Annotated in this window: 16 protein-coding genes; 5 read left to right on the top strand and 11 right to left on the bottom strand. The window is 36.5% G+C overall.

What is annotated here, in order from left to right; genetic code table 11:
* From H9626_RS01375 to H9626_RS01350, 6 genes are read right to left on the bottom strand one after another with little or no spacing between them, the layout of a single operon-like run.
* The gene (locus H9626_RS01375) at positions 1–873 is read right to left on the bottom strand and encodes a lysophospholipid acyltransferase family protein (protein WP_122296157.1); all 873 of its coding nucleotides are present in this window, start codon (positions 871–873) and stop codon (positions 1–3) included.
* Positions 874–877: 4 nt separating this feature from the next.
* On the bottom strand, positions 878–1,123 hold the full coding sequence (locus tag H9626_RS01370) for an acyl carrier protein (protein WP_122296057.1): 246 nt from the start codon (positions 1,121–1,123) through the stop codon (positions 878–880).
* Positions 1,124–1,129: 6 nt separating this feature from the next.
* Positions 1,130–2,353, bottom strand: a complete 1,224-nt coding sequence (locus tag H9626_RS01365) for a beta-ketoacyl-[acyl-carrier-protein] synthase family protein (RefSeq protein ID WP_122296056.1) — start codon at positions 2,351–2,353, stop codon at positions 1,130–1,132.
* A gap of 6 nt (positions 2,354–2,359) precedes the next feature.
* On the bottom strand, positions 2,360–3,103 hold the full coding sequence (flxB, locus tag H9626_RS01360; RefSeq protein WP_191709310.1) for a flexirubin biosynthesis SDR family reductase FlxB: 744 nt from the start codon (positions 3,101–3,103) through the stop codon (positions 2,360–2,362).
* 17 nt (positions 3,104–3,120) lie between these two features.
* Complete coding sequence (gene flxA / locus H9626_RS01355) at positions 3,121–4,632, bottom strand: flexirubin biosynthesis tyrosine ammonia-lyase FlxA (RefSeq protein ID WP_191709309.1); 1,512 nt, start codon at positions 4,630–4,632, stop codon at positions 3,121–3,123.
* A gap of 57 nt (positions 4,633–4,689) precedes the next feature.
* A complete protein-coding gene (locus H9626_RS01350) occupies positions 4,690–4,896 on the bottom strand; it encodes a helix-turn-helix transcriptional regulator (protein ID WP_122296054.1) in 207 nt (68 codons plus the stop codon).
* A gap of 895 nt (positions 4,897–5,791) precedes the next feature.
* Between H9626_RS01350 and H9626_RS14835 the strand changes: the two genes are divergently transcribed.
* Both H9626_RS14835 and H9626_RS01345 read left to right on the top strand, forming a co-directional pair.
* The gene (locus H9626_RS14835) at positions 5,792–6,046 is read left to right on the top strand and encodes a hypothetical protein (protein ID WP_225230838.1); all 255 of its coding nucleotides are present in this window, start codon (positions 5,792–5,794) and stop codon (positions 6,044–6,046) included.
* Positions 6,047–6,141: 95 nt separating this feature from the next.
* Entirely contained in the window at positions 6,142–6,501 is a 360-nt protein-coding gene (locus H9626_RS01345; RefSeq protein WP_191709308.1) for a DUF2958 domain-containing protein, read from the top strand.
* Between the two features lie 610 nt (positions 6,502–7,111).
* Here the strand turns inward: H9626_RS01345 and H9626_RS01340 are convergent.
* The 3 genes from H9626_RS01340 to H9626_RS01330 all read right to left on the bottom strand — a co-directional run bounded on the left by H9626_RS01340 (position 7,112) and on the right by H9626_RS01330 (position 9,127).
* Positions 7,112–8,311, bottom strand: coding sequence for a TIR domain-containing protein (locus H9626_RS01340; RefSeq protein ID WP_191709307.1), 1,200 nt, complete (start codon positions 8,309–8,311; stop codon positions 7,112–7,114).
* 3 nt (positions 8,312–8,314) lie between these two features.
* Positions 8,315–8,761, bottom strand: a complete 447-nt coding sequence (locus tag H9626_RS01335) for a hypothetical protein (RefSeq protein ID WP_191709306.1) — start codon at positions 8,759–8,761, stop codon at positions 8,315–8,317.
* Between the two features lie 144 nt (positions 8,762–8,905).
* The gene (locus H9626_RS01330) at positions 8,906–9,127 is read right to left on the bottom strand and encodes a helix-turn-helix domain-containing protein (protein WP_191709305.1); all 222 of its coding nucleotides are present in this window, start codon (positions 9,125–9,127) and stop codon (positions 8,906–8,908) included.
* A gap of 756 nt (positions 9,128–9,883) precedes the next feature.
* Between H9626_RS01330 and H9626_RS01325 the strand changes: the two genes are divergently transcribed.
* The 3 genes from H9626_RS01325 (at position 9,884) to H9626_RS01315 (ending at position 11,944) form a co-directional block, all read left to right on the top strand.
* Complete coding sequence (locus H9626_RS01325; protein WP_191709304.1) at positions 9,884–10,444, top strand: ribonucleotide-diphosphate reductase subunit alpha; 561 nt, start codon at positions 9,884–9,886, stop codon at positions 10,442–10,444.
* A 4-nt stretch (positions 10,445–10,448) separates the two neighbouring features.
* The gene (locus H9626_RS01320) at positions 10,449–10,937 is read left to right on the top strand and encodes an SLOG family protein (protein WP_191709303.1); all 489 of its coding nucleotides are present in this window, start codon (positions 10,449–10,451) and stop codon (positions 10,935–10,937) included.
* Positions 10,938–11,050: 113 nt separating this feature from the next.
* Complete coding sequence (locus tag H9626_RS01315) at positions 11,051–11,944, top strand: helix-turn-helix transcriptional regulator (protein WP_191709302.1); 894 nt, start codon at positions 11,051–11,053, stop codon at positions 11,942–11,944.
* A gap of 20 nt (positions 11,945–11,964) precedes the next feature.
* Here the strand turns inward: H9626_RS01315 and H9626_RS01310 are convergent, their stop codons facing one another.
* Both H9626_RS01310 and H9626_RS01305 read right to left on the bottom strand, forming a co-directional pair.
* Positions 11,965–12,213: a hypothetical protein gene (locus H9626_RS01310; protein WP_118165895.1), complete on the bottom strand. Its 249-nt coding sequence runs from the start codon at positions 12,211–12,213 to the stop codon at positions 11,965–11,967.
* Positions 12,214–12,483: 270 nt separating this feature from the next.
* Positions 12,484–13,164 (bottom strand): TetR family transcriptional regulator, encoded by a 681-nt coding sequence (locus H9626_RS01305; protein ID WP_130053965.1) that lies wholly within the window; start codon positions 13,162–13,164, stop codon positions 12,484–12,486.
* Positions 13,165–13,166: the final 2 nt, after the last annotated feature.

Here is a 13,166-nt window from a genome sequence, read left to right as displayed (position 1 = left end):
TTAATTCCAGAATCTATAGAAATTAAACCACTGTTGTGGGTATTTTCTAACTATTGATTCTAAAGACCTGATATATTGATTTATTAAATTCTCTGTTGTTGTGTTCTTAGTCATGTCTGCTTCTTCAAAGATAAATCTGTATGTACAGCCTTTTTCTCGCATTGAATAATAAAACACAACTGGAACCCTACATTTATTGGCAATCTTAAACGGACCTATGGGAAGTCTTGCTTGTCCCCCCAGGAATTCTAAACTAATAGATGAATTTTCATCCAAATACCTATCGCCATTAAAACATACGTATTCGCCATTGTTAAGTGCCATTTTTATATTTATCATGGCACCCAATGTATCTTCATTTACTGGTATTATCTTAAAATTCTGCTTTTCTGACGCATCCTCTATTGCTTCCTTAATACCGCGATGTTCTGTATCGAACATTACGATATTGATTTTTTTCCCATAATTACCGAAAAATGCTGCACCTGCTTCCCAGCATCCGACATGAGCACCTATCAAGATAACACCTTTACTGTTATCTATTATATCAATAAATCTTTTATAATTATCAAATTCAAAATGATATTTACTTGATAGGCCGCTCTTTATCGCTAATTTGTCAATTAATGTCTGACCAAATACATAATAATGCTGGTACAGTTTCAAGATTGATTTAAGTGTCCCGTAATGAAGTCTTTTCCTGTTATATAGCCATATTGCATGTGTGGCTTTTGGTGCAAAAGGAATAAAATGGATAACGACAAGGGCCAAGAAACAATAGGCTATCTTGATTCCTAGTAATTTTATTGTGTAAATAAAAAACAGATAGCCTAATTTCCCTCCTCTTGATTTTCCACTCCATTTACGTTTCACTGATTTATGCATTTATTTTCTTTTCCAATAATTCATAAAAATCTGAGAAAGTTTTCACATCCACGAAGTCAGGACCAGTCAATGTAACTCCAAAGTTCTGCTGAGCCAAAACTACCACATCTACAAGATCAAGACTGTCCAGTCCTAATGTGTCCTTTAAAGACGCATCTGGTGTTATTGTATCAACATCTATTTCAAACTCTTCAGCAAGGATTGTGCGAGCTTTTTCAATAATTTCTTCTTTTGTCATATCTGTTTATTTTAATTTAGTTACTATTAATGATGAATTTGTACCCCCGAATCCGAACGAATTGCTCAGATAAGTATCAAAAGGCATGTCAATTCTTTGTGTAGGTATATTCAATAGAGCAGATGCTTCATCAGGTTCTTCAAAATTTAGGTTCATTGCTATGAAATCGTTTAGCATCATTAATGTTGAATAAACAATTTCACTGGCTCCGGCCATCCACATCTCATGACCAGTGAAGCACTTTGTTGAAGCAACAAAAGGTTTGTGATCACCAAAAACCTCATTAATCGCTTTTGCTTCATTGAAATCACCTATAGGTGTTGATGTCGCATGGGCGTTTATGTACTGAATATCATTGATGTTTATTCCGGCATCTTGAATAGCTCTTCTTAAAGAACGTGTTGGCCCATCTACATTAGGTACAGATATGTGATCACCGTTTGAAGAGAATCCATAACCTATTATCTCTGCTAATATGGTTGCTCCTCTCTTGATTGCCGATTCATAACTTTCAATAATTACACAGGCTGCACCACCACTTGGTACTAAACCATCTCTGTTCTTATCAAAAGGTCGGGATGCTTTTGTTGGCTCATCTTCTCTGATGGAAAATGCGCTTAACGCATCAAAGTTCCCAACAGAGAAAACATTTACTTCTTCGGCTCCACCACATATTATACAATCCTGTAGCCCTTGTTTTATAAGTAAATAACCTAAACCTATAGCATGAGAACCACTTGCACAAGCTCCGGACACTGTAAAGTTTATTCCTTTCAGATTGAAGATTGTGGACAGATTCATGGTTATTGTTGAGTTCATGGTTTGGAATATGTTCCCTGAACCAACCATGACCGTACTTTTCTGCTCCCTTATAATATCAGCACCTTTTATTACAGGTTCTGCACAACTGTCGTTTCCAAACAGTATTCCTACTTCATTGTTTTTCAGATAGTCCTGGTCTATACCAGCTTGTTCCAAGGCCTCTTTTGTTGCTACAAATGCATATTGTCCCTGTTCTGGCAAGCATAACCTTTGTCTTCTATCCAATAGGCTCTTTAGGTTCGGTGTCTTTAAAATTCCAGTCAGAGAAGAGCGATATCCCATTTCTTTTCTTTGGGGATCCAGGCCTATACCTGACTTTCCTTCAAACAATGATTTTAATACCTCTTCTTTATTTTGGCCGATACAGGAATAGATTCCCATACCTGTTATTACAACTCTTCTATTCATATATTCTTAAGTATAAATACCTCCATTAATAGATATAACCTCTCCTGTGATGTAGGCTGCTGAATCTGAAGCCAATAAATTTACAAGCTCCGCTACCTCTTCCGGCTTGCCAAATCTTCCGACTGGTATATGCGCCTTCAATTCTGATTGGTTCAAATCACTTGTCATATCAGTTTCTATGAATCCTGGTGCTACAGCATTCACTGTGACCTTTTTCTTTGCAACTTCTTGTGCAAGTGCCTTGGTTGCTGCTATTACACCTCCTTTTGCAGCTGAGTAGTTTACTTGACCTGGCATTCCTTTTATTCCAGATAAGGATACGATATTTATTATCCTTCCCCATTTCTTCACAAGCATATTCTGTAATAATGCATGTGTTACATTATAGAATCCATTTAGACTTATATTAAGTACCTGAGACCAGTCTTCTTCAGGCATCCATATGAGAAGATTGTCTTTTCTTATCCCGGCATTATTCACCAATACTGATATATAGTCATTCTCATGACTGCTTTTCCACTTCTCAATAGCTGCAATTACTTCACTTTTTTTAGAAACGTCAAACTGCAGGATTTCAGCTTCTACTCCTAATTCCTTAATTATTTTTTGAGTTTCTTCCGCTTGTTCTCTATTTGATACATAATTTATTACAATATTGTATCCGCTTTGCGCAAGTCTTATAGCGACAGCTCTTCCTATACCTCTACTGCCGCCTGTTACAAGTGCATATTTGTTAGTGTTGTATGACATACAAAATCCCTTTTAGTTTATTGTTTCAAGAAAGTAACGAGCTTTCTTATCTCTTCATATTTTGGTGTATCTTCTGCAAATGACGGAACTATATTCCTTATTTGATTATATAAATTCCTCGTTTCAGGTGCTAAGTCTTCTGCTATTTGTAAGCAATCTACAGCCTGTACTAAAGCCATCATATGAATTGCCATGACCTGATATGAGTTTTCAATTACATGAGCACATAATAGTGCTGAATTAGTTCCCATTGATACTATATCCTGATTGTCATTGTTATTTGGAATAGAATGTATATACATTGGATTCGATAATGTCTGACACTCAGCTGTAGTAGATGTTGCCGTGAATTGTGAAGCCTGGAGACCATAATTAAGTCCTAACTTTCCTAAATTAACGAATGGTGGCAATATTCCATTAATTCTATCATGGAATAGGTAATTCATCTGTCTTTCGGTCAACATGGTTAATTTAGTAACAGAAATCTTTAGCTTATCCATTTCAAAAGAAACATAATCTCCATGAAAATTTCCTCCGTGTAAGACGGTATTATGATCTTTATCAACGATAGGATTGTCATCAACAGAATTTAATTCATCTATTAAAACTGTTTTTGCATTTTCCCATTCATCATAGATTGGCCCTAATATTTGCGGTATGCATCTTAATGAATAATAAGGCTGTACCTTATGTTGAAATACATTTTTCTCCTGTGGGTGGTAAAGTTCTTCTGTTCTGTTTCGTAGTCTTTTACTACCAGAGGATATCTTTCTCATTTGTTCAGCCACTCTTTTTTGCCCTTTATGCAACTTCAGTCCATTAAGTACTTCTGACATAAAATCATCATAAGAAGATGCTATCTCATTCATCATGACTGAGGCCATTAAAGACCAGTGTATAAGTTTCTTTGCTAATAATAGATTAACCAAACCTATACCTGTCATAACTGCAGTTCCATTAGTCAAAGCAAGCCCTTCTCGAATATACATTTTCAAAGGTTTAAGGTCTAGCTGTTCTAGTACATCAGATGATTTCATTATTTTCCCTAAATAAGAAACTTCTCCTTCTCCAATTAATGCTAAAGCCAAATGAGCTAACTGTACTAGATCTCCACTTGCTCCAACACTTCCATGCTCAGGTATAATTGGGTATATTTTATTGTTGAAGAACTGTATTAATAATTCAACACTATTGGTATGGACTCCAGAATGACCTTTGATGAAAGTCATAATCCTTGATAAAAGAGCGGCTCTTACATAAATAGGTGGAAGCGGATTTCCTGCTCCAGTTGAATGACTACGAATTATATTGTATTGTAATTTTTCTAGGTCTTTTTCTTCTATTTTCCATTGAGCCATAGGTCCGAAACCGGTATTGATACCGTATATTACTTTTTCCTTTGAAAATCCTTTTAGAAACTCATAAGATTCACTTATTTGTTTCTTTATATCTGATGTTAGATTTAACTCCTCTCCTTGAAGAAGAAGTTTATCTATATCTTCTAAAGATAGTTCCTCTTTTATCTCCATAATTATAATTTATTGATTTAATCTTTTTATTTAGATAAATCATTTTAATTGAGTGTATTATTCATTCTTGCTGCTATACAACAAGTCCTTAATATCTATTCCTAGTATTTCAGCTATTGCTGAGAGTGTCTGCAAATCTGGTTGAGAAGTATTAGTACACCATTTAGATACAGTTGTTGGATCTTTTCCTAATTGTGCAGCCAACCATTTCCCTGTTCTCTTTTTTTCTGCTAAAACTACTTTTAATCGATTTAATTCTTTCATCACCTATTTATTAGAGTTGACCGCAAATTTATAGATTTTCCCCTAATAGCAAAAATACTTTAATCAAAATCCTGACTATCCCACATAAACTGGTGCATATAATGATAAATTTACCATATAATTCCAGGCAAATAGTCTTGAAATACGTTGCAATTTATTTCCCTCCTCAGAACAATATAATTGGATATCCGTAACCAGTCTAAAAAAGAATACTAACAGTCAGCTCCGTTGATGCAGGCTAAAGCTTGCACTTTCGGAACGGCCTATATCATTGAATACAAATCTTAAAATAAAGGCAAGCTGTTCCGACTGTTCGTATTTCATGCGATGCCGGAACAACATGCCTTATATAACGGAAACTTATCGGCTGACCTGCTTCGTATCTCGATACCAGGCAAGTTTCAGCCGACAGGTTCATACAATCATACTGATAAATCAGGACAGTTGCCAAAGACAGAGACTTTAAGGTTGCGCTGCTCTTAACTTTAAAGGCTCTGACATTGGCGACTGGTGTCAGACGACATATCTAAAACGAATACTAACAGTCAGCTCCGTTGATGCAGGCTAAAGCTTGCACTGACGGAACGTCCTATATCCCTGAATACTCGTCTTAAAATACAGGCAAGCTGTTCCGACTGTTCGTATTTCATGCGATGCCGGAACAACTTGCCTTATACTACGGAAACTAACCGGCTGACTTGCTTCGTATCCTGATACCAGGCAAGTTTCACCCGACAGGTTCATACAATCATGCAGATAAATCAGGACAGTTGCCAAAGACAGAGCCTTTAAGGTTGCGCTACTCTTCACTTCAAAGGCTCTGACATTGGCAACTGGTTACCGGTGGTTTGTCTGAAAACGAATACTATACTCTTCAGAAATCTTTGAATACTGAATGGCAGGAAATCATTGGAGCATCATAGCCGGAACCGTTTCTTATGTGCAAAGATACTGCGGACTGGAGAAACGCCAAGTGACGCTTGCGCTTTCAGTCGGAGGACTTGACGGCAGCCTTCCGCAAATTTTCTCATACCTCAAAAATTTGGGTATTCCGTCTGCATTCTCTGACTTCACACTTGTCTTTTTCTCCCTTTGGTCCGCAGTCACAAATGCACATAAAACGGTTTTTCCCGGCCATGAAGTTCAATGAGCTTTACCAAAGGGAAAATAATCTGAACTTCAAAATTCAGATGTTATGCGAGCAAGAAAAATGAGTATCAAACAATCTTTTAATTTTTAACTGATATGTGCAGATTGATGACAACACAACTGGCGGAAGCTCTGGAGGGTTATCCGCTCTACTCCCAAGACGGCAAGGGAAAGGATGCTGTTTGCCGTGCGGTTTTTGCCCTTGGTTCTGTAAGGTGGTTTATCCTTGAAGGAAACAAAGAGGATGACGATGTGATTCTATTCGGTATCGTAGTCGGACTCATGGAGGATGAATACGGGTATATTTCCCTCAATGAACTTTCGGATGTGGAGCTTGACCTGAGTGCTCAGGGACTTGGCAAGCTTCAGGTAAGACAGCAGCAGAACTTTAAGCAGGTTCCGCTGAAACAGATTCAGGACAGCAGGCTTCAGGAATTTCTTGCAAGGTTTGAATAGGCTGTATGAAAACAGAAGTGGCCGGTCCTATCCGTCACGGACAAGACCGGCTGCTTATTATAGCAGGTAAATGATTACTAATTATGATGATTTGTAGAATGAGAAATTATTGCTACATTTATAATGTCTCTGCCAGATATGTGTGGAATGTCTCATTGGAAAACATTGGGAGAATCCGTTATCTTCACTTTGGACGGAAGGCTTCTGGCGGTGTACCGTTCTGTTTCAGCATTAAAGCAGCAACTTCACTGCAGTGGAAATTGCAGAAGAAATATTCTCCTTTGTCAGTGCCATTGTACCTAAAGAATACGCAAGGAAATGGACGATTCAGTTGGAAGCGATGGAACCGTCAGAATCCTTATAGGCTGTAGCCGATACGGATGAAGTAAAATTGAAAGCAAAACTGTTAGCTGTTGAACTTACTACAGATATGGATGTCTGATGTAATCTTATCGTTACAATCCATGTGGCCTACTGAACTAACAGCGTTTCTTAAGCTTGCAGCAACGCTTGGGTAGAACAACGGATTCCTTGTAGGCTATAATAATTAATGAAAAAACTGTTTATTATGTTATTTACCATAGCAAATACAATTAAAAATAAATAGGCATTAATTGTAAATCTTTGATGCAAAAATTAATGTCGACTCTTTATAATCAGAGTCTATAAACCAATAATCATTTATAGTTTTAAGTTCAAAATCTTTATTTATTATGGAGTCTTTCTCTATAATAAAAATTGGTTTCTGGAGTTCATAAAAGAAATTCAATTCGTATTTACACCAAATAGAACTAAGTGAGTTTTCTGATTTCACAAAAATTAAGGCTTTTGATTGTTTCATCCTTTCTTCCAAAACTCTAAGTGTAGCATTACATAATAAATGTCGTTTTAAATAATCAATATCATTTATCCAATCACAAAAAATATTTTTTTTCAGACTGTTTTCTTTCCTAATAAGCTCTTGAACTTCTTTACTATCTTTACTGCTATGGGAAATAAAATAATCATAAGACTTTATCTTCTGTTCCTTTGAATTCTCAATTCTATATTCTAATTCATTCGGATTCAGCTTTATTATATATTTCTCATTAGAATATATATTTTTCAGATAATCCTTTCTCTCTTTATTATTTGTATGTACTAACATATATTTCTGCTTTCTTAGACGAGGGTTAAAATTAAACTCCTGCAAATAATAGAAAGCTTCAAATCTTAACTGTTTATTAAGTTCAGTATCATTAAGTTTAAAGAAAAATTGTATCACCTTTTTGCAATAATATTTTTTTAATTCTAAAAGTATATAGACTCTATCTTTTTGACTTGTATTTTTACGTTCATATAGTCCAATCAATTGATCAATAAATGTAGGTGTTACTTGCTGAGTTTTATATAAAGCTTTTTCAATTTTCTTATTAATACGTTCTATTTTAGGTTGCCTTTGGTTCCATAGCTTTGTTTTTGATTCTTCACATTCATCTTCTGAAAAATTATTTTTATGGTATTCCAGATAATTTTCAGATGATATTTTTTTATACATTGGTACTTTACAAATCAAAAGTTCAGGTTTGAGCATTTTAAAACGAGCTTTTCCACAAAATTTCATTATATATTTATCCTTAGTATGGTAGTAAGTATACTTAGACTCAACAGAAATCCATTCATATGGATAATATTTCCTTAATAAATTAATTATATCTTTCTTTGTATATTCTTGTGGTAGTAATGGCATTAACGTCTTTATCTCATCATTCCACATAGAAATAATATCTCTTACATCATGCTCAAATATACGTTTAGTAACACCAGGCATATCTTATGAATTTATTATATTTTTAATACAAATTTGAATATTATCAATATTAACAAATATTATTACTGCTAGACAAACAAGAAATAATGGTAAATAAAACCATAACTCTGTTTTTGAAAACAAACAACGTGAATATCTGTTTTCCTTGAAAGGGAATTTATCATAACTTGTTTTCAAAGAGAAATCTATCGAGTTCTCCTCTAGATCTTTAACTTTATTATATAGGGATCGATATAGTCTTTCTTGCAGTAAATAATAAGAATCTAATCCCCAAAAAGCAATAACTGGAATTATTGAAATGATTGAATACAACTGATCAGAATCTTTACTTGATAAAGCAAAAATACCAGCAACAAGTGTTACAGCCCATCCTTTTAACATAAAAGAATTATTAGCCATTCTTGTAATAATACCTTGAATAAATTCCAAATGTTTTAATTTCATTTCCATAATTAATTTATTTTCGTTCTTACGTTTATTTGTTATACTATTGTAAACATAGAAAATGATTCTTTAACAACCAAACTATTACTAAGAAAAAATTAAAATTACTACTAATGTTTTGGCTCTTATAAAAATAGAAATGAACTTATTTTAACGTGTATTCTTACGCTTGCGGCCACGCTTTGGCAGACCGGATTCCTTGTAGGCTATCAGGTCAGCTCCTATGAATACTCTTTTTGCCTTATCCGGTATTTTCAGGAAAGCCAGCGGCTTTTTCTGGTAGCGGATATAGGAATAGATGGTACAGCGGTGAACACCCAAATAGCGTGCTGCATCCTTCACTGAATATGTCTTCTCTGGAACGACTTTCATTATATCTCATGCTGATTATTCTTTCGTTTATGCTATAAAGTAAAGGTAAACATCTGATTATTAGCAGTCAATACGTCAAATATGGGATTATTTTGGAGATTGTGGGAATACGATGGATTATGTGTTACCATTTATTCAATACGGCTGCACTAAGACCGTTGATGGAGAATATGTTTTTACAGAAATAAGGAAGGCATATATTCAAGGGGTGACAGCGTTGACAGCAAATCCAATGAGAATCCGGTATAAAGTCAGTCTGGGAAACTGCTGTAATACAACATATTATATTCTTTCTGATTTTTCTTATAAAGAACAGAGTATTATAGTGTGTCAACGTTTGGCTATGGATTTTTAGCGGACTGAAAATTATGGCTACGCCTGTCAACGTTTGTCAACGCATGATTTCTATATGAAGTACCTGATACACTGACAGATACTCTCTGTCAACACTGTCACCCTTGAAACGGGTGCATTTTATTATCTGAAAACATCTGATGCGAAAGGGATACATGCTTATCCTAATGTACCATTACAGCCACAGGTTTGTTCAGCATACCTCTACAGATATTTTTAAAGGTATCTCCGGCATTGCAAACGTCAAACACAGGACTGAAAATCTTCCTCAAACGGGGTTGAGCGTATTTTCAGCTTTCCTTGAAGTTTGCCTTATTGAATGCCTGCGCTTCTGAGAACTGCAAAAAATATCCTTCGGGCAAGCTGAAAAACTTGCTGACAGAAGGGAAAAAATTAGAGCGTATGGCACAGATGGACGAAAGCATCAGAAAGCAATTGGAAAAGCCACAGACATGGTTCTGCAAGTATTTTCCCAAACGTATTCAGAATGTGGGCGAGAAGGAAATCGCCGACAGACAGTTGGTTTATGACTTCAAGGACGGAAGGTCTCATGAAGAGGTGGCACAGATGACGGCAGCAAGAATGATTGAGGAACACGGCAACAGATGCTCACAGTTGGTGTTCATTCCGGTTCCGGCATCATCGGTAAGAAAGAATGAAATCCGGTATATGAACTTCTGCAAAAGGGTATGTGAACTCACAGGAGCAATAAACGGATATGACCATGTAAGGGTATGCGGAGAAAGACTGGCTGTTCATGAAAACCGTAAGGCTGAAAAGGAAATCAGAAAGGTGAGCATCATCGAATTTGATGAAGAGTGGTTCAGAGGTAAGGCAGTCATAGTCTTCGATGATGTAATAACACGCGGAATCAGTTTCGGTATATATGCGAATCAGTTGGAGAGTTTCGGAGCGAATGTCATTGAAGGCATCTTCCTTGCAAGAACCCATTATAAAGTATAGAACTATGAACGGAATATTATCAGACAAATCAAAATCACTGGCCTTCACGGGACACAGAACTATTCCCGCAGAAAGGCTGGATGAAATAAGGACACGGCTTGTTGAAGCCGTGTCGTTTGCATGCAAATCAGGCATTACCTGCTTCTATTCAGGCATGGCTATGGGTTTCGACCTGATGGCCGCTGAAACTGTATTGTCACTGAAGGGAAAGTACCCGGATATACGGCTAATTGCCGTTGTACCTTTCAGGAGACAGAGCTGCCTGTGGCCGTCAATGGAAAAGGAACGTTATCAGAGAATAATTTCCCAGGCTGACCGGGTTATTGTATTGAGTGAACACTATTTCAAGGGATGCTTTCTAAGGCGCAATGACTTCATGCTGGAGCATTCATGCGGTTTGATTGCCTATTATGACGGCAAGCCTTTGGGAGGAACATTCTATACCTGCAGGGAGGCAAGGAAGAGAGGCATGGATATAGTCAATCTGTACTGAAAACCAGTCCGGATTATAGTGAAAATATTATACAAAAAGATGTGCAAATTTCTTGCATATCTCGTTTATAATGCTTATATTTAGATAATTAAATAAGTTAAAGAGGTAGTTTTATGAATAATATCTACAACCGATACATTTGGCTGTTGCATACAGTCTATCAGGAAAGAAAGGTCACTTTTGAAAGGCTTTGTGAGATATGGAAGCACCATTTCCTGTACAATGGGAAGCCGCTGAGTCTTCGTACATTCCATCATCACAGAAAGATGATTGAGGAGAACTTCGACATAGTTATTGCGTGCAACAGAAAAGACTATACATATTATATCCAGAACCTGGATGAAATACTCGGTGACAGTTGCCGGAACTGGCTGTTCAACAGTCGTATCATTGATGTGGCTCTGAAAAGCAGTCCGTGTCTGTTCCATCGTGTTGTACTGCCTGACATGTCAAATGGTATTGAATACCTGCCGGATATATCGGAATGTATCAGCGATGGACATGAATTGTACATATTCTACACCAATGACAAGGGCAATGAAGTGGAAGGCCGTTTGAGACCGGAAGGTTTGAAGCTGTTCCATAACCGCTGGCATCTGCTTGGGTACAGGAACGGATCAGAGTTCTGTGCTGTTCCTCTTGATGCACTGACAAGAATCTATCTCAGCGGAAACAGGTTTCAGACTGACTGCAGATTCTCGCTTGCCAAACGTCTTTCAGACTCTATTGGTGTTGTGGCTCCAACCGGACAACAGCCGGAAGAGGTTACTCTAAGGGCTTACGGTCCATTTGCCGATTATCTGAGAAAGCATCCTTTCCACCATTCGCAGGTGGAAAGGAATGATATGGGGAGTTTCACGTCATTTGATTACACTCTTCTTGTGACTGACGAGCTGGTGGATGAAATCCTGGCTCTCGGTGATAAGGTGGAGATTACTTTTCCGGAAAAGCTTAGAATGAAACTGCTTCAGAAGATTGGGCGTATCAGAAATAGGTATGCAACATAGAAATCTGCAATTGTAGAATTTTACTTTTGAGTAGTAAACATTCGCTCAATCATCGCTTCAAGCTCAGGACCCAATGGACGTTCTGTGTCCATACACTCCTTCTCACCGGCAACCAGGTCACCATATATATTCCTGTAGCGTTCAGCTTCACTGCCATCACAGCAAAGCATAGCTGTCTCAAACTCCTTAATCATCTTCTTACGCTGACTCTCCGGATATTCCTTAGTCTTGCCATAACTGGTAATAGTAAATGTTCTTGCCATAATCATAGGATTTATTTGTTTTACCTTTGTTTATAATCATTATTACTATACTAATATACGAAAATATTCTGATAATCAGAAATTTGACAACAAAAAATCGCAAGAAATTAATTATGAATTTCAGCTTTACAATATTACTGTTTATCCGAAATTCCTGCTATAGTTGAGATTTAACATGCTTTCCAAAACTTACATCTTCCCATTCACCGCCATGAGAATCTTATAAAATTTATATGCCAACAAAAGAGAGAAAATCTATCTTTTATTGGCATAATATTATATATTGCATTTGTTCTCCAAGTCCAAACAGAACAAATCAAGACTCCGGCTTTTTTGACGGCATGTCTTAAGTCCTTTTCTCATATCTTTTGATATATTATCATAGTCCAGATTCTTTTTGTCAGTGTTGATGTATTTGACTCTTTTTTTACCGTCAATCCTGCCAATAAGATAATGTAACCGTTCTTTTGGATTTGCATACTGTGCAGTTTCTTTACAGGAATTATCGAATAAAGGTATAAGCCACGCATCAGTTTCTTCAATTGCTATTGCATATGCAACCTTATCACGATAAGTCTCCGGAATAATGTTCGAAATTTTATATTCTACTGCTTTATACAGATAATCACAATATTCTTTCCAATCTGTATCTTTTGTACGTAATGGTTCATTTATATCATACCCAGCTTCACCTCGTTCTGCAGTATCTATCTGAACAACAAGCAAAGCATCATCTGCCAATACATCAAAAAAAGACTGGAGCAGGTTATTGTCCTCACATGATTTCAAGACCAGATTCCAATTGCTGAAATTCATTTCATTCAAATCTGTCTCATCAAACTGTTCACTGGGACGCAATTGAACGACATCACTACCATCAATACCCTTCAAAGCCTTCAGAACTGCCTTTATTACAGCTATATCAGCTTTACCTTCTGCTATAATACCCAATCTCATAT

The organism is Phocaeicola faecium (genome assembly GCF_014837055.1).
Taxonomy (GTDB): Bacteria; Bacteroidota; Bacteroidia; order Bacteroidales; family Bacteroidaceae; genus Phocaeicola; species Phocaeicola gallinarum.
This window is presented reverse-complemented; position numbering and strand designations above follow the sequence as displayed.